The 20961-nt window shown below is 59.4% G+C and carries 20 protein-coding genes, 4 tRNA genes and 1 pseudogene; 15 read left to right on the top strand and 10 right to left on the bottom strand.

Annotation, left to right across the window (positions count from 1 at the left end; translation table 11 throughout):
* Window positions 1-155: 155 nt before the first annotated feature.
* Window positions 156-1205, bottom strand: a complete 1050-nt coding sequence (locus tag BLV61_RS23540; protein WP_047526904.1) for a sensor histidine kinase — start codon at window positions 1203-1205, stop codon at window positions 156-158.
* On the bottom strand, window positions 1205-1963 hold the full coding sequence (locus BLV61_RS23545; RefSeq protein WP_047526906.1) for a response regulator: 759 nt from the start codon (window positions 1961-1963) through the stop codon (window positions 1205-1207). The genes BLV61_RS23540 and BLV61_RS23545 overlap by 1 nt, the downstream gene beginning before the upstream one ends.
* Before the next feature lie 293 nt (window positions 1964-2256).
* Here BLV61_RS23545 and pyrF point away from each other — a divergent pair, with 293 nt between their 5' ends.
* Entirely contained in the window at window positions 2257-2955 is a 699-nt protein-coding gene (gene pyrF, locus BLV61_RS23550) for an orotidine-5'-phosphate decarboxylase (RefSeq protein ID WP_047526908.1), read from the top strand.
* A gap of 69 nt (window positions 2956-3024) precedes the next feature.
* On the opposite strand, the gene BLV61_RS23555 is transcribed toward pyrF, so the two are convergent.
* On the bottom strand, window positions 3025-4029 hold the full coding sequence (locus BLV61_RS23555; protein ID WP_047526910.1) for an NADP-dependent oxidoreductase: 1005 nt from the start codon (window positions 4027-4029) through the stop codon (window positions 3025-3027).
* A gap of 238 nt (window positions 4030-4267) precedes the next feature.
* On the opposite strand from BLV61_RS23555, the gene BLV61_RS23560 reads away from it, so the two are divergent.
* The 5 genes and pseudogenes from BLV61_RS23560 to BLV61_RS32305 all read left to right on the top strand — a co-directional run bounded on the left by BLV61_RS23560 (window position 4268) and on the right by BLV61_RS32305 (window position 8757).
* Complete coding sequence (locus BLV61_RS23560) at window positions 4268-5029, top strand: SDR family oxidoreductase (RefSeq protein ID WP_047526912.1); 762 nt, start codon at window positions 4268-4270, stop codon at window positions 5027-5029.
* 269 nt (window positions 5030-5298) lie between these two features.
* Entirely contained in the window at window positions 5299-6684 is a 1386-nt protein-coding gene (locus BLV61_RS23565; protein ID WP_047526914.1) for an aminotransferase-like domain-containing protein, read from the top strand.
* 108 nt (window positions 6685-6792) lie between these two features.
* On the top strand, window positions 6793-7647 hold the full coding sequence (locus tag BLV61_RS32295; protein ID WP_482822325.1) for a methyl-accepting chemotaxis protein: 855 nt from the start codon (window positions 6793-6795) through the stop codon (window positions 7645-7647).
* Window positions 7648-7671: 24 nt separating this feature from the next.
* Window positions 7672-7896: pseudogene (locus BLV61_RS32300) on the top strand (HAMP domain-containing protein); the annotation flags it as partial.
* A complete protein-coding gene (locus BLV61_RS32305) occupies window positions 7894-8757 on the top strand; it encodes a methyl-accepting chemotaxis protein (RefSeq protein ID WP_442961742.1) in 864 nt (287 codons plus the stop codon). The pseudogene BLV61_RS32300 and the gene BLV61_RS32305, both read left to right, overlap by 3 nt.
* Window positions 8758-9029: 272 nt before the next feature.
* Here BLV61_RS32305 and BLV61_RS23575 read toward each other — a convergent pair whose 3' ends face one another.
* Window positions 9030-9788: a hypothetical protein gene (locus BLV61_RS23575; protein ID WP_047526918.1), complete on the bottom strand. Its 759-nt coding sequence runs from the start codon at window positions 9786-9788 to the stop codon at window positions 9030-9032.
* 386 nt (window positions 9789-10174) lie between these two features.
* Here BLV61_RS23575 and BLV61_RS23580 point away from each other — a divergent pair.
* The 4 genes from BLV61_RS23580 to BLV61_RS23595 all read left to right on the top strand — a co-directional run bounded on the left by BLV61_RS23580 (window position 10175) and on the right by BLV61_RS23595 (window position 10587).
* A tRNA-Glu gene (locus tag BLV61_RS23580) sits at window positions 10175-10250 on the top strand.
* Between the two features lie 2 nt (window positions 10251-10252).
* Window positions 10253-10328: transfer RNA gene (locus BLV61_RS23585), tRNA-Gly, on the top strand.
* Between the two features lie 104 nt (window positions 10329-10432).
* Window positions 10433-10508, top strand: a tRNA-Glu gene (locus tag BLV61_RS23590).
* Between the two features lie 3 nt (window positions 10509-10511).
* Window positions 10512-10587 (top strand) — tRNA-Gly (locus BLV61_RS23595).
* Window positions 10588-10702: 115 nt separating this feature from the next.
* Here BLV61_RS23595 and BLV61_RS23600 read toward each other — a convergent pair.
* The 3 genes from BLV61_RS23600 to BLV61_RS23610 are packed head-to-tail and all read right to left on the bottom strand — an operon-like array spanning window position 10703 to window position 12797.
* A complete protein-coding gene (locus BLV61_RS23600) occupies window positions 10703-11341 on the bottom strand; it encodes a LysE family translocator (protein ID WP_090467743.1) in 639 nt (212 codons plus the stop codon).
* A gap of 1 nt (window position 11342) precedes the next feature.
* A complete protein-coding gene (locus BLV61_RS23605) occupies window positions 11343-12113 on the bottom strand; it encodes a 2OG-Fe(II) oxygenase (protein ID WP_090467745.1) in 771 nt (256 codons plus the stop codon).
* A gap of 57 nt (window positions 12114-12170) precedes the next feature.
* A complete protein-coding gene (locus tag BLV61_RS23610) occupies window positions 12171-12797 on the bottom strand; it encodes an alanyl-tRNA editing protein (protein ID WP_090467747.1) in 627 nt (208 codons plus the stop codon).
* A gap of 91 nt (window positions 12798-12888) precedes the next feature.
* Between BLV61_RS23610 and BLV61_RS23615 the strand changes: the two genes are divergently transcribed.
* Window positions 12889-13887: a LysR family transcriptional regulator gene (locus BLV61_RS23615; RefSeq protein WP_090467748.1), complete on the top strand. Its 999-nt coding sequence runs from the start codon at window positions 12889-12891 to the stop codon at window positions 13885-13887.
* Between the two features lie 57 nt (window positions 13888-13944).
* Here the strand turns inward: BLV61_RS23615 and BLV61_RS23620 are convergent, their stop codons facing one another.
* On the bottom strand, window positions 13945-14352 hold the full coding sequence (locus BLV61_RS23620) for a PA2817 family protein (protein ID WP_047526931.1): 408 nt from the start codon (window positions 14350-14352) through the stop codon (window positions 13945-13947).
* An 84-nt stretch (window positions 14353-14436) separates the two neighbouring features.
* Window positions 14437-16884, bottom strand: a complete 2448-nt coding sequence (locus BLV61_RS23625) for an acyl-CoA dehydrogenase (RefSeq protein WP_090467749.1) — start codon at window positions 16882-16884, stop codon at window positions 14437-14439.
* Between the two features lie 248 nt (window positions 16885-17132).
* On the opposite strand from BLV61_RS23625, the gene BLV61_RS23630 reads away from it, so the two are divergent.
* From BLV61_RS23630 to BLV61_RS23645, 4 genes are all read left to right on the top strand, one after another.
* Window positions 17133-17792, top strand: coding sequence for a transglutaminase-like domain-containing protein (locus BLV61_RS23630; protein ID WP_090467751.1), 660 nt, complete (start codon window positions 17133-17135; stop codon window positions 17790-17792).
* Between the two features lie 43 nt (window positions 17793-17835).
* Window positions 17836-18459 (top strand): glutathione S-transferase family protein, encoded by a 624-nt coding sequence (locus BLV61_RS23635; RefSeq protein WP_047526936.1) that lies wholly within the window; start codon window positions 17836-17838, stop codon window positions 18457-18459.
* Between the two features lie 133 nt (window positions 18460-18592).
* Entirely contained in the window at window positions 18593-19525 is a 933-nt protein-coding gene (locus BLV61_RS23640; RefSeq protein ID WP_047526937.1) for an ABC transporter ATP-binding protein, read from the top strand.
* Window positions 19522-20301, top strand: coding sequence for an ABC transporter permease (locus BLV61_RS23645; RefSeq protein ID WP_047526939.1), 780 nt, complete (start codon window positions 19522-19524; stop codon window positions 20299-20301). The genes BLV61_RS23640 and BLV61_RS23645 overlap by 4 nt, the downstream gene beginning before the upstream one ends.
* A 76-nt stretch (window positions 20302-20377) precedes the next feature.
* Here the strand turns inward: BLV61_RS23645 and BLV61_RS23650 are convergent, their stop codons facing one another.
* Window positions 20378-20893, bottom strand: a complete 516-nt coding sequence (locus tag BLV61_RS23650; protein ID WP_047526941.1) for a DUF2062 domain-containing protein — start codon at window positions 20891-20893, stop codon at window positions 20378-20380.
* Between the last annotated feature and the right edge of the window lie 68 nt (window positions 20894-20961).

The raw sequence follows: 20961 nt of genomic DNA on the forward strand, positions 1-20961 counted from the left end.
TGGAAAACCGGTGGGTGTACCGGTTTATGCAGACTCAAGGGGCAAGTTGTCGTGGGTATGTGGGGTTTGTAGCGGTCAGTACACATGCACAAGCATCAGGCCAACACTGAACTCTGAAGGTGGATCACTGAACCCAGTGGGAGCCGCTCGAATCTTCAAGTCCGCGGCAGGCGAATGACCGCGGTCAGGCCGCCGCCCGGGGTCTCCTCCAGGCTAAGCTGCCCTCCCATCCGTTCCGCGGCCTCGCGGGCGATGGTCATGCCCAGGCCCACGCCGCCGGAATTGCGATTGCGCGAACCTTCCAGGCGAAAGAACGGTTCGAACACCGCTTCGCGTTTCTCCGCTGCGATTCCCGGCCCATGGTCGATGACCCGGATGATCAACTGTTCACGGTGGTCCTCGAGGCTGATCAGCGCTTGCCCGGCGTAACGCAGGGCGTTGTCCATCAGGTTGTTGATGCATGAGCGCAAGGCCATCGGCTGCACCTGCAGCGGCGCGCAATGACCGCTGGCCTGGACGTCGGCGCCCTGGTCCTGGGCGTTTTCGCTCAGGGACTCAATCAGCGCCTGCACGTCCATCCATTGCGGTGCTTCGCTGGTGCGTTGTTCATGCAGGTAGGTGAGGGTGGCGTCGAGCATGCTGATCATGTCGTCCAGGTCCTGACGCATCTGGCCTTGCAACTTATCGTCGTCGATCTGTTCCAGTCGCAGCTTGAGCCGTGACAGCGGGGTGCGCAGGTCGTGGGATACCGCGCCGAGCATGCGCGAGCGCTGTTTCATTTGCTCAATGATGCGCCGCTGCATTTTGTTGAAGGTCTGTGCCGCCTGGCGCGCTTCCAGGGGGCCGGACTCTTCCAGCGGCGGGCTGTCGAGGTTCTCGCTCAAGCGTTCGGCCGCGTCACTGAGGCGCTGGATGGGGCGGCTCAACAATTTGGCGCCATACCAGGCGGCAACGATCAGCGAGATCAACTGAAAGGTCAGCGGCACCAACGGCCCGCCGAACCACGGCCGCGGTGGTCGTTTTTCGAAACGCGGGTCTGGTGCCGGACGTTGTCCGCCGAAATCTTCGGAAAAGGCCGGCGGCGGTGGGGGCGGCGGCGGACTGTAGTAGTGAAACCAGGCAAAAGCCAGCAGGTGCGCCAGGATGATCGCCACCAACAGCACGCCGAACAGGCGGCCGAATAGCGTATCGAAGCGCCCGCGCATCAGCCGATGTCTCTGGCGTCGAACAGATAACCCTCGCCGCGCACGGTCTTGATCAGTTGCGGCGCTTTGGGATCGTCGCCCAGTTTTTGCCGCAGTCGCGACACCAGCAGGTCAATACTGCGATCGAAGGCTTCGATCGAACGGCCGCGAGCGGCGTCCAGCAGCTGTTCACGGCTCAGGACCCGGCGCGGGCGTTCGATGAACACCCACAACAGGCGGAACTCGGCGTTGGACAGCGGAACGACCAAGCCATCGGCCGCGATCAATTGGCGCAGCACGCTGTTCAAGCGCCAGTTGTCGAAACGGATATTGGCCCGTTGTTCGGTGCGGTCGTCACGCACCCGGCGCAGGATGGTCTGGATGCGCGCCACCAGTTCCCGGGGTTCGAACGGTTTGGCCATGTAGTCGTCGGCACCCAGTTCCAGGCCGATGATCCGGTCGGTGGGTTCGCAGCGGGCGGTGAGCATCAGAATCGGGATGTCTGACTCGGCACGTAGCCAGCGGCACAGCGACAGACCGTCTTCGCCGGGCAGCATCAGGTCGAGCACCACCACATCAAAATGTTCCGCTTGCATCGCCAGGCGCATGGCGGCGCCATCGGTGACGCCGCTGGCATGGATGTTGAACCGGGCCAGGTAATCGATCATCAGTTCGCGGATCGGGACGTCATCGTCGACGATCAGGGCGCGAATGCTCCAGCGTTTGTCGTCGCCGGGCGCTTTTTGATCGTCGTTCAAGGGGGCTTGGGTGCTGTGCATGCGTGCGATTATCTGCCGTGTAGGCTGCCAACCACAAAGATAGGCGGCGAGGTTGTGGCTCCAGCATAGGCGTCCGGCCCGGGGGCGGGAAGTGCTGTAAGGACGTGTTGCGGCTGCCGAGGGTAGCGGGCAAGGGTGTTGTGGACGTGTCGTGTATGTACCGGGCTCGACACAATTGGGCCAGCGGCTAGGATTGCGTGAGCGTTCTCGACGATTTACCGATCATCGGGTCCCGCAGTGGCGCTGCTTCCGCTACAATGCGCGCCGATTTCGACTTGCCTGAGAGCCCACTCATGTCCGCCTGCCAGACTCCTATCATCGTCGCCCTGGATTTCCCTACCCGTGACGCCGCACTGAAGCTGGCCGATCAGTTGGACCCGAAACTGTGCCGGGTCAAAGTCGGTAAAGAGCTGTTCACCAGCTGTGCATCGGAAATCGTCGGCACCCTGCGCGACAAGGGTTTCGACGTGTTCCTGGACCTCAAGTTCCACGATATTCCCAACACCACCGCCATGGCCGTCAAGGCCGCTGCGGAGATGGGCGTGTGGATGGTCAACGTGCATTGCTCCGGTGGCCTGCGCATGATGGCGGCCTGCCGTGAAGTGCTGGACAAGCGCAGTGGCCCGCAACCGCTGTTGATCGGCGTGACCGTGCTGACCAGCATGGAACGTGAGGATCTGGCGGGTATCGGCCTGGATATCGAGCCGCAGGAGCAGGTCCTGCGCCTGGCCGCGCTGGCGGAAAAAGCCGGGATGGACGGTCTGGTGTGCTCGGCGCTGGAGGCCCAAGCCCTGAAGTCGGCACATCCGTCGTTGAAGCTGGTGACACCGGGCATTCGCCCGGCGGGCAGTTCCCAGGACGATCAGCGCCGCATCCTGACCCCGCGCCAGGCATTGGATGCCGGTTCCGACTACCTGGTGATCGGCCGTCCGATCAGCCAGGCGGCTGATCCGGCGAAGGCGTTGGCTTCGGTTGTGGCCGAACTCGCCTAATACCGCTGAAGCTGTGGGAGCGAGCAAGCTCGCTCCCACCGTTGTTTTGAGCTCATTTCAAGCGCTGGGTTAAACCTTCAGCACCAATTTCCCGAAATTCTCCCCGCTGAACAACTTCATCAGCGTCTCCGGGAACGTTTCCAGTCCTTCGACGATGTCTTCCTTGCTCTTGAGCTGCCCCTTGGCCATCCAGCCGGCCATTTCCTGTCCGGCGGCGGCGAACTGTGCGGCGTAGTCCATCACCACAAAGCCTTCCATGCGCGCGCGATTGACCAGCAGCGACAGGTAGTTCGCCGGGCCTTTGACCGCTTCCTTGTTGTTGTACTGGCTGATGGCGCCGCAGATCACCACCCGCGCCTTCAGGTTCAAGCGGCTCAGCACCGCGTCGAGAATGTCGCCACCGACGTTATCGAAATACACGTCGACGCCTTTCGGGCATTCGCGTTTGAGCCCGGCGATGACGTCTTCGTTCTTGTAGTCGATAGCGCCGTCGAATCCCAGTTCATCGATCAGGAACTGGCATTTATCCGCACCGCCGGCGATGCCGACCACCCGGCAACCTTTGATCTTGGCGATTTGCCCGGCAATGCTGCCCACCGCGCCAGCCGCGCCTGACAACACCACGGTGTCACCGGCCTTCGGGGCGCCGACGTCGAGCAGGGCGAAGTAAGCGGTCATGCCGGTCATGCCCAGGGCGGACAGGTAACGCGGCAGCGGTGCCAGTTTCGGATCGACCTTGTAGAAACCGCGCGGTTCGCCGAGGAAGTAATCCTGCACACCCAGCGCACCGTTGACGTAGTCCCCAACCGCAAATCCGGGATTGTTCGAGGCGATGACCTTGCCCACGCCCAGGGCGCGCATGACTTCACCCAGGCCCACCGGCGGGATGTAGGACTTGCCTTCGTTCATCCAGCCACGCATGGCCGGGTCGAGGGACAGGTATTCGTTTTTGACCAGGATCTGACCCGCAGCCGGCTCGCCGACCGGTACTTCCTGATAGGTGAACGTCTCGCGGGTTGCCGCGCCTACGGGGCGTTTGGCGAGCAGGAACTGGCGATTGGTCTGGGTAGTCATGACAGGCACTCAAGATGAATGAAGCCTTGTTGATAGCCCCACATGACCATTGCCGCAAGTTCGGCTGATGCGGCGAATGCAGGCCGATCCAGTGCAGTGATAGTTGGTACGGCAGTTCCATCACTGCAACTCATGGTCTGGCAACCGGCCTCTTGATAGTGCTGCCGTGCCCGGGGCCGCTATGGCTAGACTGGGCAAACACGATCTCCCGCACATCTCTCTCTTCGAGGACATAACAATGAGCATGACCTTTTCCGGCAAGGTCGCCGTCGTCACGGGCGCGGCCAATGGTATCGGCCGCGCGACCGCCCAGGCATTCGCCGCCGAAGGCTTGAAGGTGGTGGTGGCCGATATGGACACGGCGGGGGGCGAGGGCACCGTGGCGCTCATTCGTACGGCGGGCGGCGAAGCGACGTTCGTGCGCTGCAACGTCACCGTGGAAAGCGATGTGAAAAACCTGATGGATGAGGTCGTGAATACCTACGGCCGTCTCGACTATGCCTTCAACAATGCCGGTATCGAGATCGAGAAGGGCAAACTGGCAGAAGGCACGATCGACGAGTTCGACGCGATCATGGGCGTCAATGTCAAAGGCGTCTGGCTGTGCATGAAATACCAGTTGCCGTTGCTGCTGGCCCAGGGGGGCGGTGCGATCGTCAACACTGCCTCGGTGGCGGGCCTCGGGGCGGCGCCTAAGATGAGCATCTACGCGGCATCGAAACACGCGGTGATCGGCCTGACCAAATCGGCGGCCATTGAATACGCCAAGAAAAAGATCCGGGTCAACGCGGTGTGCCCGGCGGTGATCGACACCGACATGTTCCGTCGCGCTTATGAGGCCGATCCAAAGAAAGGCGAGTTCGCCAATGCCATGCACCCGGTCGGTCGCATTGGCAAGGTCGAGGAAATCGCCAGTGCGGTGTTGTACCTGTGCAGCGACGGCGCGGCGTTCACCACCGGGCACTCGTTGGCCGTGGATGGCGGCGTCACGGCTTTTTAAGGCCGGATTTTTTTCAACACACCACTCCGAACCGGTGGAAGCGAGCCTGCTCGCGACCAGGAAGTGTCAGTCGACATTTGTGCTGCCTGGCGCATCCTGATTGCGAGCGAGTTTGCCCACCGGTTTTTCATTGGCCTCAGGTTCCGCCAAAGGCCGGGCGATATGTTTCAAATCGTTAGAACCGAGGATTTTGGCGGCGTTGTCGCACATTCCATCGCGCGCTCCTGTGATTAACTGCTCCTGCAAAACGAACAGGAGTTTGCTTGCTCATGGAGTTGAGAATCGATCGACAGGCTTTGGTGCCGATTGTGCAGCAAATTGTCGATGCGCTGACCTGTTGGCTGCGTTGTAACGGTGTGCCGCCGGGTATACGTTTGCCTTCGGTGCGGCAAATCGCGCGAATCAATCTGCTCAGTCAATCAAGTGTCATGGAGGCCTGTGAACGTCTGGTGGCGCAAGGTGTACTGGTATCGCGTCATGGCAGCGTTTTTTTCGTCGCCGCTGCGCAGTCGGCCGGTCAGGGGCAGCAGGACACATCGCGGTTCGAAGGGACACAAATCAATCAAGGCTCGTTATTGAGCGCGTTGAAACTGGGTTGCGGTGGACTGCCCGAAAGCTGGCGCGAGACGGACGACCTGAGTTACGCAATCCGCGAGGTCAGTCGTACCGACATGGCCGGGTTGTTCAACTACAGCACGCCGCTGGGCTTGCCATTCCTGCGCCAACAGATCCTCAAGCGCCTGAACAAACTGGATATCAAGGTGGACGACAGTCGAATCCTGACCACCGCGGGTGCCAGTCAGGGCTTGGACCTGATCGTGCGAACCTTCTTCAAGCCGGGCGATTGTGCAGTGGTGGAAAGTCCCGGTTATCCCTTGCTGTTCGATTTGCTCAGGCTGCACGGGGTGAACTTGCTCGAAATGCCGCGAACCCCCTGTGGTCCGGACGCCACAGTGCTGGAGACGCTGTTGCTCAAGCATCAGCCGCGTGGAGTGTTCATCAATAGTTTCTGCCACAACCCGACGGGCAGCAGCCTGGCGCCAAAAGTGGCGCTGCAAGTGCTGCAGTTGGCGAACAAGCATGGCGTGCTGGTCATCGAGGATGATGTCTATGCGGACCTGCACTGTGGCCCCGGTGTTCGGCTGGCTGCGCTGGATGACGGTGTGATCTACGTCGGCAGTTACTCCAAGACCCTCAGCAGTTCTCTGCGGGTCGGCTTTGTGGTGGCGGGTGCCGAGGCGATTGCGCGACTGGCGCAGGTCAAGATGATCAGCAGCATGGGAGCGTCGCTGTTTGGTGAATCGGTGCTGGCCTGTCTGTTGGCCAACGGCGCATACCGTAAATTGGTGCAACGCCAGCGCCAGCGCTTGAATGGTGTCGGGCTGGCGGCGTTACAGTTGCTCGAAGACGCTGACTGGGAGGTGTTCGGCAAGCCCGTCGGTGGCCTGTTCATCTGGGCGCGATCACGGATGTCCGACTACGCTCATGTGCGGACCCAGGCGCAGCGCTTTGGTGTCTTGCTCTCATCGAAGACGGCCTTCAGCCCCAGCGGTGCGGCCAATGACTGGCAACGCATCAATGTGGCCTTTGCCTGTGATCCGCAAGCCCGCGCTTTTTTTCAGTCCACCGCTCCGGATCGACCTCAAGCGTTCTGAAAACGACGTGGGCGTAGCTTTTTGCCATTATTCCGACGCCAGAGACTTGTGTTGCTACAGGCCCGTTGCGAATCTGCGTCTATTGATTCTGGCAGGGGACTAAGTGCAATGATTTCGGCCGTGCAAGGACGTTTTGCCAACCTCGGGATGGCAAAAAAACTGGGTATCGGGTTTGTGCTGGTGCTGTTGTTGACCGCCCTGGTTGCGGGTATCGGCGTCTGGTCCCTGCAAACCATTAGTCATCGTTTCGACGGGCTCAAGCAAATGTCATTGCTCAACAGCGGTTTGTTGAAGGTGCGACTGCTGGAGCAGGAATACGCCTTGCGCGGTAATCCGAAAACCGCCGATGCCTTGCACGAAGGGGTCGATGGGCTGATCGCCCTGGCCACCCAGCTCAAGGCGCAGTCGGCGGCCAATGTGCCGGTCATGACGGACGTCGAGCAGTCCCTGGGGGCTTACCGCAAGGCTTTCGACGAGTTCGTTTCGCTCAGTCAGGCCAAGGACCTGGCGCTGGAAATGGCCAGTTGGTCGGTGTCCAGCGTGGCCAACAATCTTGATGTGCTGCAGTCCGGTCTCGCCGATGACGGCGCCTATACCTTGAAGGACTCCGAAGGCAAGGACGGTGCGCAGTTCATCGAACAAGCCAATCAAGTCAGCCAGGTGTCGCGCTTGATGCTGCAAGCCATGAATGAAGCCCGTGTGCGTCTGGACCAGAGCCGCAAGGGTGACGACAGCGCGGGGCAGGGCAAGATCGAACAGGCCAGTCAAGCACTGACCCAGGCCGAGCAGCTTAAAACCACGGTCAAGGATGACGGCTACCGTACCGTGCTCAATGAAGTGACCGGTCACATCGCCAGTTTCAGTGACAAGCTCGCTGAGTACACCGGACTGCTGGAGCAGGAAAAGACCGTCTACCAGCAGCTGCATCAACGGGCTGACCAAGTGGTGGAGCGAGTGGACTAGGCCTATGCGGCCGAAGATCGGTCCATGCAGACCGAACTGAAAAAGAACTCGCTGCTGATCATCGGTTCCTCGGCACTGGCGTTGCTGGTCGGGCTGGTGGCGGCCTGGGTGATTACCCGCTTGATCGTGGGCCCGCTGCGCAGTGTGATTCGTGTGGCGCAGCAGATCGCCTCGGGGGATTTGAGCGCCACGGTCGAGGTGACTCGCCGCGACGAGATCGGTCAATTGATGCAGGCCATGCAGCAGATGGGGGCAGGGCTGAGCCATATCGTCAGCGGCTTGCAGGCCGGGATCGAGCAACTGGCAACGTCAGCGCAATCACTGTCCGCCGTGACTGAGCAGACCAACCTCGAAGTCAGCAGCCAAAAGGAAGAAACCGAGCAGGTCGCCACGGCCATGAATCAGATGACCGCTACCGTGCACGACGTCGCACGCAACGCGGAGGAGGCTGCGCAAGCCGCGCAAACGGCGGACGGCAAGGTTGAAAGTGGGCAACAGGTGGTGCGCCAGAGCATGGCGCGGATCGAGCAATTGGCGGACTCGGCCACCTCGGCCAGTTCCAGCATCGAAAGCCTGAGTGCGGAAATCCAGAACATCGGCACTGTGCTCAGTGTCATCAAGAGTGTGGCCGAGCAGACCAACCTGCTGGCGCTCAACGCTGCCATCGAGGCGGCGCGAGCCGGGGAGCAGGGCAGGGGGTTTGCGGTGGTGGCCGATGAAGTGCGGGCGCTGGCCAAGCGCACCCAACAATCGACCGAAGAGATAGAACGGCTGGTCAGCGCTTTACGCACGGCAGCACAGGCATCGGTGCAACAGATTCAGAGCAGTGGCGAGCTGGTGAAGCTGGCGGTGAGCGATGCGCTGCAGACCGAGAGTGCGCTCGGCAGCATTGCCACGGCGGTGTCCTTGATTCAGCAGATGAACCAGCAGATCGCCGCCGCTGCCGAGGAGCAGAGTTCCGTGGCCGAGGAGATCAACCGCAGTGTCACGAGTATTCGTGCCAGTGCGGATCAGTCTTCGTTGGCGATGCAGGGGAATGCGGCGTCCAGTATCGAGCTGGCGCAGCTGGGGGTTGAGCTGAAGGGGATGGTGGGGCATTTCAGGCTCTGAGGGTGGCCTGACCAACTCCCAGCGGTCACGTCTGCGCGGGGTTGCGCTGTACTGTTTGGCGGGTATACGCGTTTTCCTGTAGGCGCTGGCTTGTCGGGTCGCCGCATCGCCGCGATGGTCGTTAACGATTACGCGTATGAACAGGTTAAGCGCGGCGCACTTGATGTCATCGCTGGCAAGCCAGCTCCGGTATTGCGTCCTGCATGTTCCCCAGGATTGCGAACCAAAAAAAAGCCACCTGTCACGGTGGCTTTTTTGCGATTGCTCGGTGATCAGTCGTAAATCACTTTTTTCTTCCAGTCCGCATCCGCCTCGACGTCTTTGAGGCCTTCGGTCAATTGGTTCACTTCGCCTTCTACCGGCGCGATGCGGTCCATGACCTGGTCGTTGGCGCGGGCCAGGAGTTTTTCCAGGTATTCCAGTTGTTCGGCATAGACCTGTGGTTCCTGCTGTTTGCGCAGGTATTGCACGCCGCGTTCGAATGCCAGGCGCGCCTGGCCAGGCTGGTTCTGTTGCAGGGAGTGCTGACCGAGGTTGTTGAAGAATTCAATGTGCAGCAACACCAGAATGTGGCGCACCTCGCGGATCCAGCGCTTGGCCTCAGTGGGCGGCAGGAAGCCATCCTGCGTCGCGCGGGTGATCTGGCCGTGCAGGGCTTCGAGCAGGAAACGCACGTCCTTAGCCTTGGCTTCGGTCAGGATCGGTGCCGGCGGGTTGTTCACTGGTATCCCTTCGCCCAAGGCCATCAGTACCTCCAGCTCGGCAATCCGTACCTTGAGATTGGAACTGGTTTTTTCCAGATTCAGCAGGCGCTGGCAGACGTTCATTTCCAGGCGAGTCAACAGCAGCTTGAGCGCTGGTGTCATAAACTGGCCGGGGAAGGTCTCGGTAATCTCGCCGCAACGACGCAGGCGATCATTGAGTTCAATCTTGGTACGGGCCCTTTCCACCTTGTTGTTTTCCACCACATGGTTGATGTAGCCAATGGCGATCAATAGTGCGATCCCTGCTACTACGAACAGGGTGATCATGAGTGGTGTCACCGGTAAGACCTCTTAATAGGGTTCGCGTCCGAGTTTAGTGGCTTGGCATTTAAGCGCCTAGGGCCGCTCGACGAGTTGGATCGGCGTGGCTCAACCTGTATCGGTCTGACCCTGCTTATATGAATACTGGCACCTCCTGAGCAAATTGCCATCATTCATGCCATTGACTATAACGTCTTGGCGAGTGTCAGAATATAGGCGCCAAACACCGGGCGGCGGAAAATCCGGATTGGTGCCGAAAAGCAGGGCGAAGTCATTGATTTAAATAAATTTATATCAGGGGGTTGACGACCTTCCAATCCATCCATAGAATGCGCGCCACTTGCAGCGTAAAGCACACCGCGAAACGAAGCAGGGAGTGAATGTTGTAGCGTGTCCCCTTCGTCTAGTGGCCTAGGACACCGCCCTTTCACGGCGGTAACAGGGGTTCGAGTCCCCTAGGGGACGCCAATGCGGGAATAGCTCAGTTGGTAGAGCACGACCTTGCCAAGGTCGGGGTCGCGAGTTCGAGTCTCGTTTCCCGCTCCAATTTTAAACAGCGTTGCTTTCGGGCAGGGCTGAGTGAAACCAGAACCAAGTCTTCGGATGCGGATCTGGGCACCGAAACACACACCATGTGTTCCGGGTAGCGTGTCCCCTTCGTCTAGTGGCCTAGGACACCGCCCTTTCACGGCGGTAACAGGGGTTCGAGTCCCCTAGGGGACGCCATTTGCGGGAATAGCTCAGTTGGTAGAGCACGACCTTGCCAAGGTCGGGGTCGCGAGTTCGAGTCTCGTTTCCCGCTCCATATTTAACGAAAACGCCGCTCATTGAGCGGCGTTTTTGTTTGTGCGTGATTTATCTGCGAGATAGAAAAAAGGCCCGCCAGTCTGACTGAGCGGGCCTTTTACGTGGTCGGGATTTTACATCGACAGAATCAGCCTGCCGGCAAACAGGATCAGGACCACCCCCATGGTGCGTTCAAACCAGTGTCCCATGCGCATGAACAACAATCGCACCCGTGCACTGGAAAAGAACAGTGCAACGATGACAAACCACAATGCGTTTACGAAACACATCCAGACTCCGTACAGCGCCTGAATCTTCAGTGGGGTCGTGGCGCTGATGAGGGTGGTAAAAATCGCCAGGAAAAACAGAGTGGCTTTGGGGTTTGAGGCGTTGGTCAGAAAACCGGTGGTGAAGGCTTTCAGCATCGTTTGCTCGACGAACGGTTCGTTGGCGTCGTTATTGCCCTCCGCCACGGTTTTCGGTTTGCTGCGCAACAGGCTGACACCGAGGTACAGAATGTAGGCGCCGCCCACGACCTTGGCCACCGTCAACAGCCAGGGAGTGGTGTGCATCAGCGCGCCGACGCCCAACAAGGTGTACAGCACGTGTACTGAAATTCCCGCGCCGATCCCCAATGCCGTGCAAATCCCGATCATCCGGCCGAAACGCACACTCTGGCGAATCGTCACGGCGAAGTCAGGGCCGGGAGCGACCACCGCCAGAAAGTGGATCATCGCCAGCGCCAGAAACTCGCTCAGGTAGTTCGAATACATTTCAACTCCAAAAGGTCAGGGGGGAAGCATTGCCGCGGTAGCCGACAAAGAATGAAAGGCTCAAACGCGGATCCGCCACGCCCGGTGTTACTGAATGCATGCGTCGTGAGTTGAACATGATGAAATCCCCGGGCTCGGGGCGAATTTCCAGGGTTGGCGTGCCCAGAAGAGCAGGGTCGATGCCATAGCTGTCGCCGCGCATTTCGTCGAACCGCTCCGGGGAAACATCGTGGTTCCATATCTGCAGCGCGCCACCCGCAGTGGGCATGCTCAGGTAAATATTGCAGGCGAACTGCGCTGCCAGGCTTCTGGCCTGAAAGCTGTCGGGGGCGTCCTTGGCGAAAATGTCGTGGTGGGCCAGAAAGCACACGTCTGGTTTCACCACCCGCGACAGGCCAACGTACATCTTGCGGCCGTAGAGGCTTTCCAGGTGCGCGCCGGCTGGCCATGATTCGTCGAGCATGCAACGCAGCGTGTCGACCGGGCAGGCATAGGGCGCGCAACGGTTGCGCAACTCTGCGATGTTGCGGGTGGCCCGCTCAAAGTAATCCTCGATCAACTGCGGCCGGTTTTCCGCTTCATAGAACGCCATGCCGATGCGTCCGATGCTCGGTGCGTTGATATAGCCTTCAAAGCCTGGTGCGAGAATCTTTTCACCGATCTGGATGGCCAGCGGCCGGGGTATCCAGCCTTTGACGCGGATGGCGAGGACTTCTTCGTTGGCCAGTTTTTTTATGCACGCCTCATCGAGACGCTCGACGTCAAACATCATGTCTTAGGTCCATCTATCAGAGAATCAACGAGGCCTGCGAATACAGGCGCCCCGGCGTCAGTCCACGTGGTAGTGAACCGACAGAATCCCTTTCTTCTGTGAAAGGGATGCGATTGTGACTGTGCCCAGATCCTTCAGGCTGCGTACGTGGGTGCCGCCGCAGCCATAGGCGGGCAGTTCACCGAAACCGATCTCCCGTGCGCCTTCGCGTAGCGATGTCAGGCGCGGCAGATCGCGGGCGATCCATTGTTCGATGCCGTGCTGAACCATGGGGGCATCAACGTCTTTTGCCGACTCTGCGGGTTTGAACTGCACACGTCCTTCGCCTGGCCAATGATGGGCCTTGGTCGGCATCCAGCCCATGGCCTGAACAAAGTGGCCGATCAGGTGGCCGGCGGTATGCATGCGCGTATTGAACTGACGACGTTGCTCGTCCACCTGGATCGGAGCCATGCCAGGTGTAATCGGTTGGTCGACAAAGTGAATGATCCGGTCGGGATCCTGAACCACGCGCAGTACCTGGCTTTCGCCTATCCATCCGGTGTCGCAGGGCTGCCCGCCACCCTGAGGGTGAAACAGCGTTGCGCGCAGCACCACGGCGAATTCGTTCTCGTGGGGCGTGCATTCCAGGACTTCCACATTGGCCTTGAGGTCATCCCTATGGAAAAAAAGGCGAAGCGTCATATTCAATGCTCGTATAAATGTTTCCACTTTTTATTATATGAAGCCTCGAATTGCGTGATAATCCGTTCAAATATCAAAGGACTGTTGCGTTTTGAGCATAAATCTTCCGCTGCCGTTGCTCGGTGAAATGGCGATTTTCGTCAAGGTCGTCGAGACCGGCAGCTTCTCCGAGGCGGCCCGGCAATTGGGCACTTCACCTTCGGCGGTGAGCCGTAGCATTTCGCGCCTGGAGAAGGCGCTGGCCACTCGCTTGCTACAACGCACCACGCGCAAATTGCGTTTGAGTGACGGTGGCGAAGAGGTGTTCAAGCGTTGCCGGGAGATGGTCAATGCCGCTCGTTCAGTGATGGAAATCAGTGGTCAGTTTACGGATGAGCCTGAGGGCGTGGTGCGTCTCAGTGTGCCGAAAGCGGTGGGCCGTATCGTGATTCACCCGCATATACCGGAGTTTCTGCGCCGCTATCCCAAAGTGGATGTTGAGTTGTTGCTTGAGGATCGTCAGGTGGATTTGATCGACGATCACGTCGACCTGGCGATTCGCATCACCGATCGGCCCCCTGCGGGTCTGGTGGGGCGGCAGTTACTGACGATTGACCATTTGCTTTGTGCGACGCCGCAGTATCTGGCTGAACACGGAACGCCAACTCATCCCCATGATTTGCTCAACCACAGCTGCATCTACCTGGGTGAAACCCCGAGCGATGCGCGCTGGAAGTTCAAGAAAGGCAGCAAATCAGTCACCGTGGGTGTGCGCGGGCGATACGCCGCCAACCACACGGGTGTCCGTTTTGGCGCCGTTTTGCAGCACATCGGTATTGGCAGCCTGCCGTACTTTACGGCGCGCCGTGCCTTGGAGAAGGGCTTAATGGTGCAGGTGCTGCCGGACTGGACTTTTCTGGCGTCCTACCACGGCGGCGCCTGGTTGCTGCATTCGCCCACTCGCTACCTGCCTCCCAAGCTACGGGTGTTGATCGATTACCTGGTGGAGTGCATGGAGAAAGAGCCGACGTTGGGCAAACCCGGTAAGCCGGGCAAGCTGGCTACGGCGGTTTCGGAGTATGAATTGCCTGAGAGTGACGGCTTGTTTTAACGCATTAAAAAGGCCCGCATGGTTGAACAGGCGGGCCTTTGTATGGCTGATCGCGGATCAGTGCTTGCTGTCTTCATTCGACAACGCCAGCAGCTGTTTTTCCTGGTTCCAGTCGAAAGGTTCGTCGTTCTGTTCGGCTTCGAAACGACGTTCTTCCAGGGCCTGGTACAGGTCGATTTCATCGTCGGGCATGTAATGCAGGCAATCGCCGGCGAAGTACCACAGCAAGTCGCGCGGGACCAGGTGGGCGATTTGCGGGTAGCGGGTGATCACCTGACACAGAATGTCCTGGCCCAGGTATTGGCTTTCGATCGGGTCGACCGGCAGCAACGCACGCAATTCGTCGAAGCGCTCCAGGAACAAGGCATGGCTTTCTTCGGGAACCTGGTCGGCCTCACCTACGGCGACCAGGATGCTGCGCAAGTGGTCGAGCAAAACGAGATGATCGGCAACGATGTTGGACACGAGATAAGTCCTCAAGAGCAAAACGGGCGCGGGAGTATAAAGCCCCTGCGCCCTTTTTTCACTGGGTAGAGAGGGGGTGCGGGATCAGCGGACCTTCCCTGCGGCCAGCGCCAGCTCGTCCTTGTCGAAATCATCGACATCAATCACCTTGCGTCGCGCCGCTTCGGCTTCACGCAGGGTGTGAGCCTCCACGGGTTGCAACACGCCAGCCTCGAGTGCCGTATCGATGATATGTTCCCCGGCGACCGGTTTGACCTGGCCGCTCTTGAGCGCCGTGTGCAGTTTCTTTTGAAGAGGTTGCGCCGCGCTCAACAGATCGCTGGCGTGCTGCAATGCGCCGACCGGGTCGTCGGCCGATTGCGGGCGGTAGCAACCCAGGAGCAACTCTTCCAGGGCCGGATCGCCTTTGGCACGGCCGATCACCGCTGCCACTTCGGCACCGAGTTTGTCCGATGGCCCTTTGTGACGGCGGCCGAACGGGAACACGATTACCCGCAGCAGGCAGCCCAGCACCTTGTTCGGGAAGTTATTCAGCAATTCATCCATGGCCCGTTCGGCCTGCCCCAGGCTTTCCTCCATGGCCCAGGTCAACAGCGGCGTCATGTGTTCCGGTGAGTCGAGGTCGCTGTAACGCTTGAGCGCGGCACTGGCCAGGTACAGGTTGCTGAGCACGTCACCCAGTCGTGCCGAGAGGCGTTCGCGTCGTTTCAGTTCACCGCCCAGCAACATCATGCTGAGGTCGGCCAGCAGCGCGAACGCAGCGGCCTGTCGGTTGAGCGCGCGGAAATAACCTTGGCTGAGCTTGTCGCCGGGCATGTGTTCCAGATGCCCGAAACCGAGGTTCAACACCAGGGTGCTGGCTGCGTTGCTCACGGCAAAACCGATGTGCTTGAGCAGCAGGCCGTCGAATTCGATCAGTGCCTGATCCTTGTCTTCGCGGCTGGCGAGCGCCATTTCCTTGAGGACGAACGGATGGCAGCGAATCGCGCCCTGGCCGAAGATCATCAGGTTGCGCGACAGAATGTTCGCCCCTTCCACGGTGATGCAGATCGGCGCGCCATTCCAGATCCGACCGAGATAATTCCTTGGCCCCATGATGATGGCCTTGCCGCCATGAACATCCATGGCGTGGGTGATGCACTCGCGACCGCGTTCGGTGAGGTGATATTTGAGAATGGCCGACAGCACGGACGGTTTTTCGCCCAAATCCACTGCATTGGTCGTCAGCATTCGCGCCGCGTCCATCATCCAGGCGTTGCCGGCGATGCGCCCCATGGCTTCCTGGATACCTTCGAAGGCGGCAATCGGAACGTTGAACTGCTCGCGAATCCGCGCGTATTGGCCGGTCACAAGACTGGTGAACTTGGCCATGCCGGTACCGACCGCTGGCAGGGAGATCGAGCGCCCGACCGACAGGCAATTCATCAGCATCATCCAGCCCTTGCCGAGCATTTCCTGGCCACCGATGAGGTATTCCAGCGGCACGAATACATCCTTGCCTGAGTTCGGGCCATTCATGAACGCCGCGCCGAGCGGCAGGTGACGGCGGCCGATTTCCACACCGGCGGTATCCGTCGGTATCAGCGCCAGGCTGATGCCCAGGTCTTCCTTGTCACCCAATAAATGGTCGGGGTCGTAGGCCTTGAACGCCAGGCCGAGCAGGGTGGCCACCGGGCCCAGTGTGATATAGCGCTTTTCCCAATTCAGGCGCAGGCCGAGGGTTTCCTTGCCTTCCCATTCGCCTTTGCAGATCACCCCGGTATCGGGCATGCCGCCCGCGTCGGAGCCGGCCAGGGGACCGGTCAGGGCAAAACAGGGGATTTCTTCGCCGCGCGCCAGGCGTGGCAAGTAATGATTGCGTTGTTCGTCGGTGCCGTAATGCAGCAACAGTTCGGCCGGGCCGAGGGAGTTGGGGACCATCACGGTGGAAGCGAGGTCGCCGCTGTGGGAGGCCAGTTTCATCGCCACTTGGGAGTGGGCATGGGCCGAGAATCCCTTGCCGCCAAATTCCTTGGGAATGATCAGGGCGAAGAAGCCGTTTTCCTTGATGAAGGCCCAGGCTTCGGCCGGCAGATCCAGGGTCTGACCGAGCTCCCAGTCACTGACCATGGCACAGAGTTCATTGGTCGGGCCGTCAATAAAGGCCTGTTCTTCTTCGCTCAACTGCGCTTTGGGATAGGCCAGCAGTTTGTTCCAGTCCGGGCGGCCACTGAACAATTCGCCATCCCACCACACCGTACCGGCCTCGATGGCTTCGCGCTCGGTTTGAGACATGGGCGGCAGGGTTTTCTGGAACCATTTGAACAGGGGCGCACTGAAGGATTTGCGACGCAGCTCGGGCAGCAACAAGGGGGCCGCTACGACCGCGAGCAACACCCAGAAAATCAGCAACAGCCAGCCTGGTGCACGGCTCAAAGCACCCATTGCCACCAGATAGACGGCCACGATGCCCAGTGCAGGCAGCGGCGAAATGCGACGGTGGGCCAGATAAGCTATCCCGACAATCAAAACCAGTATCCACAACAGCAGCATATTTAATCCTCCGTGAAACCAGGGCGAGCCAACCCTCAGAGCTTAGACGGCATCCGCAAAACAGGGGGGCACAGCGTTGTGATTGAAAACGTGGGGAAACCATGGATGATTTTGTAGGCCTGATGAACGACAGGTCGTGAAAAATCGTTCATTGAACGAGCGACATAGCGTCCATGTTTGGCCGAAACGTCGTTATCTTTGTGCTTGATCGCTCGCTAGACTCGGGGCTTCCCCTGGAGATTGCCCTCATGCACGAGTATCTGAGTCCCGGCCGCTTCATCGATAGTGACCATCCCTCGGTGGTGGAGTTCGCCGAAAAACATCGTGGCAACAGTCGCAACCCACTCGAGCAGGCGATCAACCTCTATTACGCCGTCCGTGAAGCCGTGCGTTACAACCCTTACACGTTTAGCCGTAATCCCCAGACCTTGCGCGGCAGTCATGCACTGGCCACCGGTGAGAGTTATTGCGTGCCCAAAGCCACGCTGTTGGCCGGGTGTGCGCGGCACTGCGGGATTCCTGCGCGGATCGGCCTGGCGGACGTACGCAATCATTTATCGACGCCGCGTCTGCTCGAATTGCTCAAGAGCGACGTGTTTGCCATGCATGGCTATACCGAGTTTTACCTGAGTGGTCGCTGGGTCAAAGCCACCCCGGCCTTCAACCAGGGTCTGTGTGAGCTGTTCAATGTCGCGCCGCTGGAATTCGACGGAATCAACGACAGTGTTTTCCACCCATTCAATCGCGATGGCGAGAAATTGATGGAGTATCTGATTGACCACGGTCAGTTCGCCGACGTGCCCGAAACGTTTTTCTTCGCCCACCTTGAAAAGTGTTATCCGCACTTGTTCGACGAGCAACTTCCAGCGTTGCTGGGGGACATGCAGAGCGATTTGAGTCGCGCCTGATCCGGCGTATGCTGCCTGCGCATTCATCCATTGAGAGGCGGTCATGCTGAAGATCTGGGGTCGGAAAAATTCATCGAATGTCAGAAAGCCGTTGTGGGCCGCCGAAGAGCTGGGCCTGGCCTATGAAGCCATCGATGCCGGCGGTGCCTTTGGTGTCGTTGACACCCCTGAGTACCGCGCGATGAACCCCAACGGCCGCGTCCCGGTGATTGAAGATGATGGCTTCGTGTTGTGGGAATCCAATGCCATCGTCCGTTACCTGATGGCCCGTCACGCCGCGGGCAGCGCCTGGTATCCGGCCGACCTGCAAGCCCGCGCAACGGCCGACAAGTGGATGGACTGGGCCACTTCCAGTTTTGCCGGACCGTTCCGCACGGTGTTCTGGGGCGTCTTGCGCACCCCGGCAGACCAGCAGGACTGGTCCGCCATCAAGGCGGCAATCAAGGAGTGCGAAGCACTGCTGACGATGGCCGATCAGGCACTGGCAACACGGCCTTACCTGTCCGGCGATGAGATCGGCATGGGCGACATTCCCTTGGGCAGTTTCATTTATGCCTGGTTCGAAATGCCGATCGAGCGTGCGCCCATGCCTCATCTGGAGGCCTGGTACGCACGGCTGAAACAGCGTCCGGCTTATCAACGGGCGGTGATGACCGCGTTGACTTAATACTCACTATCGACACACTTGACTGTACTTGTGTGGCGGCGACAAGCACCATTGTGCCGGTGCGTCGTGGTTGAGTTGTCCGCCGCCCGCCCCTATTTATTCCTCTCTTCCCTTCTTGGTGCGTAAATCCGATATGAGTTCCGCTCTGTCCATCCGGCAGCTAACCAAAACCTACGGCAACGGTTTCCAGGCCTTGAGTGGTATCGATCTGGATGTCGCTGAAGGTGACTTTTTCGCCTTGCTCGGCCCCAATGGCGCCGGCAAATCCACGACCATCGGCATTCTCTCCACCCTGGTGAACAAGACCAGCGGTACGGTGAATATCTTCGGTCACGACCTGGACAAGGATCCGGCGGGGCTCAAGCGCTCCATCGGCGTGGTACCCCAGGAGTTCAACTTCAACCAGTTTGAAAAGACCTTCGACATCGTCGTGACCCAGGCCGGTTACTACGGCATTCCAGCGAAAATCGCCAAGGAACGCGCCGAGCAGTATCTGACCCAGCTCGGTCTGTGGGACAAGCGCGATGTGCCGTCGCGTTCACTGTCCGGCGGCATGAAGCGCCGACTGATGATTGCCCGTGCGCTGGTCCACGAGCCACGCCTGTTGATCCTCGACGAACCGACCGCCGGCGTGGACATCGAACTGCGTCGCTCGATGTGGACCTTTCTCACCGAGCTGAACAAAAAGGGCATCACCATCATCCTCACCACGCACTATCTGGAAGAGGCTGAGCAGTTGTGCCGCAACATCGGCATCATCGACCACGGCACCATCGTCGAAAACACCAGCATGAAGCAGTTGCTCGGCCAATTGCACGTCGAAACCTTCCTGCTGGACTTGAAGAACAGTCTGAGCGTGCCACCGCAGCTGATCGGCTATCCGTCACGGTTGCTCGACGACCACACCCTGGAGGTCCAGGTCGACAAGAGCATGGGTATCACTGCGTTGTTCACTCAACTCGCACAGCTGAACATCGAAGTGCTGAGCCTGCGTAACAAAACCAATCGCCTCGAGGAGTTGTTCGTGTCCCTGGTGGAGAAAAATCTGTCGAAGGTGGCGGTATGAGTTCCGAGCTGCAGCCCAACCTCGTTGCCCTGAACACCATCGTTTACCGTGAGGTCCGGCGTTTTACCCGGATCTGGCCGCAGACCCTGCTGCCGCCGGCGATCACCATGGTTCTGTACTTCGTGATCTTCGGTAACCTGATCGGCCGGCAGATCGGCGACATGGGTGGTTTTACCTACATGGAGTACATCGTGCCGGGGCTGATCATGATGTCGGTGATCACCAACTCCTACGGCAACGTGGTGTCGAGTTTCTTCGGCAGCAAGTTTCAGCGTTCCATTGAAGAACTGATGGTGTCGCCGGTCTCGCCCCACACCATTCTGATTGGCTTTACCCTGGGCGGTGTACTGCGCGGGCTGATGGTTGGCGTCATCGTGACGCTGCTGTCGCTGTTCTTCACTGATTTGCAGGTGCATCACCTGGGTGTGACCGTTCTGGTGGTGGTGCTGACGGCGACGATCTTCTCGCTGCTGGGCTTCATCAATGCGGTGTTTGCGCGCAACTTCGATGACATATCGATCATTCCGACCTTCGTGCTGACGCCGCTGACCTATCTGGGCGGGGTGTTCTACTCGATCTCGTTGCTGCCGCCGTTCTGGCAGACCGTGTCCCTGGCCAACCCGGTGCTGCACATGGTCAATGCGTTCCGCTACGGCATCCTCGGCGTGTCGGATATCCGCATCAGCATTGCGATTACCTTCATGCTGGTGGCGACCGTCGTGCTGTACATCGGTTGCGCGCGATTGCTGGTCAGCGGCCGCGGGATGCGTACCTGAGTGGCGCCAAGCCAATAAGCTGTCGATCCAGATGCGATAAAAAAACGGCCTCCACTCAGGAGGCCGTTTTGCTTTCTCACATTCGACTTTTCTTGCGCCGTTTCCATTGCCGCGCCACCCACCAGCGCCAATACATCATCACCAGGCAATAGGCGAGCGCCCCGAGGGTCAGTCCCGTCACCACCGAACCCAGCAAAAACGGCTGCCACAAGGTTGATAACTCGCCGCTGATCCACTCCCAGGTCAACGCATCCGGCAGCTGGCGGGGAGGAACGTCCAACAACCAGGCGCCGGCCTGGTAAGTGCAGTAGAACACCGCTGGCATGGTGATCGGGTTGGTCAGCCAGACTAGGCTGACGGCAATCGGCATATTGCCGCGCACGATGATCGCGAGTATGGCGGCCACCAGCATCTGCAACGGGATCGGCAGGAACGCGGCGAACAGGCCAACCGCCATCGCCCGGGCTACGGAGTGGCGATTGAGGTGCCAGAGGTTAGGGTCATGCAGCAGAGTGCCGAGAAAGCGTAAGGATTTGTGTTCCCTGATGCTGGTCGGGTCTGGCATGTAGCGTTTGAATAAGCGCCGGGGCATAAGGCTTCTCGGTCGGTTAAGACGGCAAGTATGTCTGGATTCTATGAGGCGCCCATTCAGAGTTTGTG

Source organism: Pseudomonas mohnii, from assembly GCF_900105115.1.
Taxonomy (GTDB): domain Bacteria; phylum Pseudomonadota; class Gammaproteobacteria; order Pseudomonadales; family Pseudomonadaceae; genus Aquipseudomonas; species Aquipseudomonas mohnii.

Bases quoted from the DNA above. Each gene is read 5' to 3' on its own strand.
- BLV61_RS23650 (WP_047526941.1), bottom strand. From the start codon at position 20,893: ATGCCCCGGCGCTTATTCAAACGCTACATGCCAGACCCGACCAGCATC.
- BLV61_RS32295 (WP_482822325.1), top strand. From the start codon at position 6,793: ATGATTTCGGCCGTGCAAGGACGTTTTGCCAACCTCGGGATGGCAAAA.
- BLV61_RS23610 (WP_090467747.1), bottom strand. From the start codon at position 12,797: ATGACGCTTCGCCTTTTTTTCCATAGGGATGACCTCAAGGCCAATGTG.
- BLV61_RS23640 (WP_047526937.1), top strand. From the start codon at position 18,593: ATGAGTTCCGCTCTGTCCATCCGGCAGCTAACCAAAACCTACGGCAAC.
- BLV61_RS23635 (WP_047526936.1), top strand. From the start codon at position 17,836: ATGCTGAAGATCTGGGGTCGGAAAAATTCATCGAATGTCAGAAAGCCG.
- BLV61_RS23600 (WP_090467743.1), bottom strand. From the start codon at position 11,341: ATGTATTCGAACTACCTGAGCGAGTTTCTGGCGCTGGCGATGATCCAC.
- BLV61_RS23565 (WP_047526914.1), top strand. From the start codon at position 5,299: ATGGAGTTGAGAATCGATCGACAGGCTTTGGTGCCGATTGTGCAGCAA.
- BLV61_RS32305 (WP_442961742.1), top strand. From the start codon at position 7,894: ATGGGGGCAGGGCTGAGCCATATCGTCAGCGGCTTGCAGGCCGGGATC.
- BLV61_RS23625 (WP_090467749.1), bottom strand. From the start codon at position 16,884: ATGCTGCTGTTGTGGATACTGGTTTTGATTGTCGGGATAGCTTATCTG.
- BLV61_RS23555 (WP_047526910.1), bottom strand. From the start codon at position 4,029: ATGACTACCCAGACCAATCGCCAGTTCCTGCTCGCCAAACGCCCCGTA.
- BLV61_RS23540 (WP_047526904.1), bottom strand. From the start codon at position 1,205: ATGCGCGGGCGCTTCGATACGCTATTCGGCCGCCTGTTCGGCGTGCTG.
- pyrF (WP_047526908.1), top strand. From the start codon at position 2,257: ATGTCCGCCTGCCAGACTCCTATCATCGTCGCCCTGGATTTCCCTACC.
- BLV61_RS23560 (WP_047526912.1), top strand. From the start codon at position 4,268: ATGAGCATGACCTTTTCCGGCAAGGTCGCCGTCGTCACGGGCGCGGCC.
- BLV61_RS23575 (WP_047526918.1), bottom strand. From the start codon at position 9,788: ATGATCACCCTGTTCGTAGTAGCAGGGATCGCACTATTGATCGCCATT.
- BLV61_RS23630 (WP_090467751.1), top strand. From the start codon at position 17,133: ATGCACGAGTATCTGAGTCCCGGCCGCTTCATCGATAGTGACCATCCC.
- BLV61_RS23645 (WP_047526939.1), top strand. From the start codon at position 19,522: ATGAGTTCCGAGCTGCAGCCCAACCTCGTTGCCCTGAACACCATCGTT.
- BLV61_RS23605 (WP_090467745.1), bottom strand. From the start codon at position 12,113: ATGATGTTTGACGTCGAGCGTCTCGATGAGGCGTGCATAAAAAAACTG.
- BLV61_RS23545 (WP_047526906.1), bottom strand. From the start codon at position 1,963: ATGCACAGCACCCAAGCCCCCTTGAACGACGATCAAAAAGCGCCCGGC.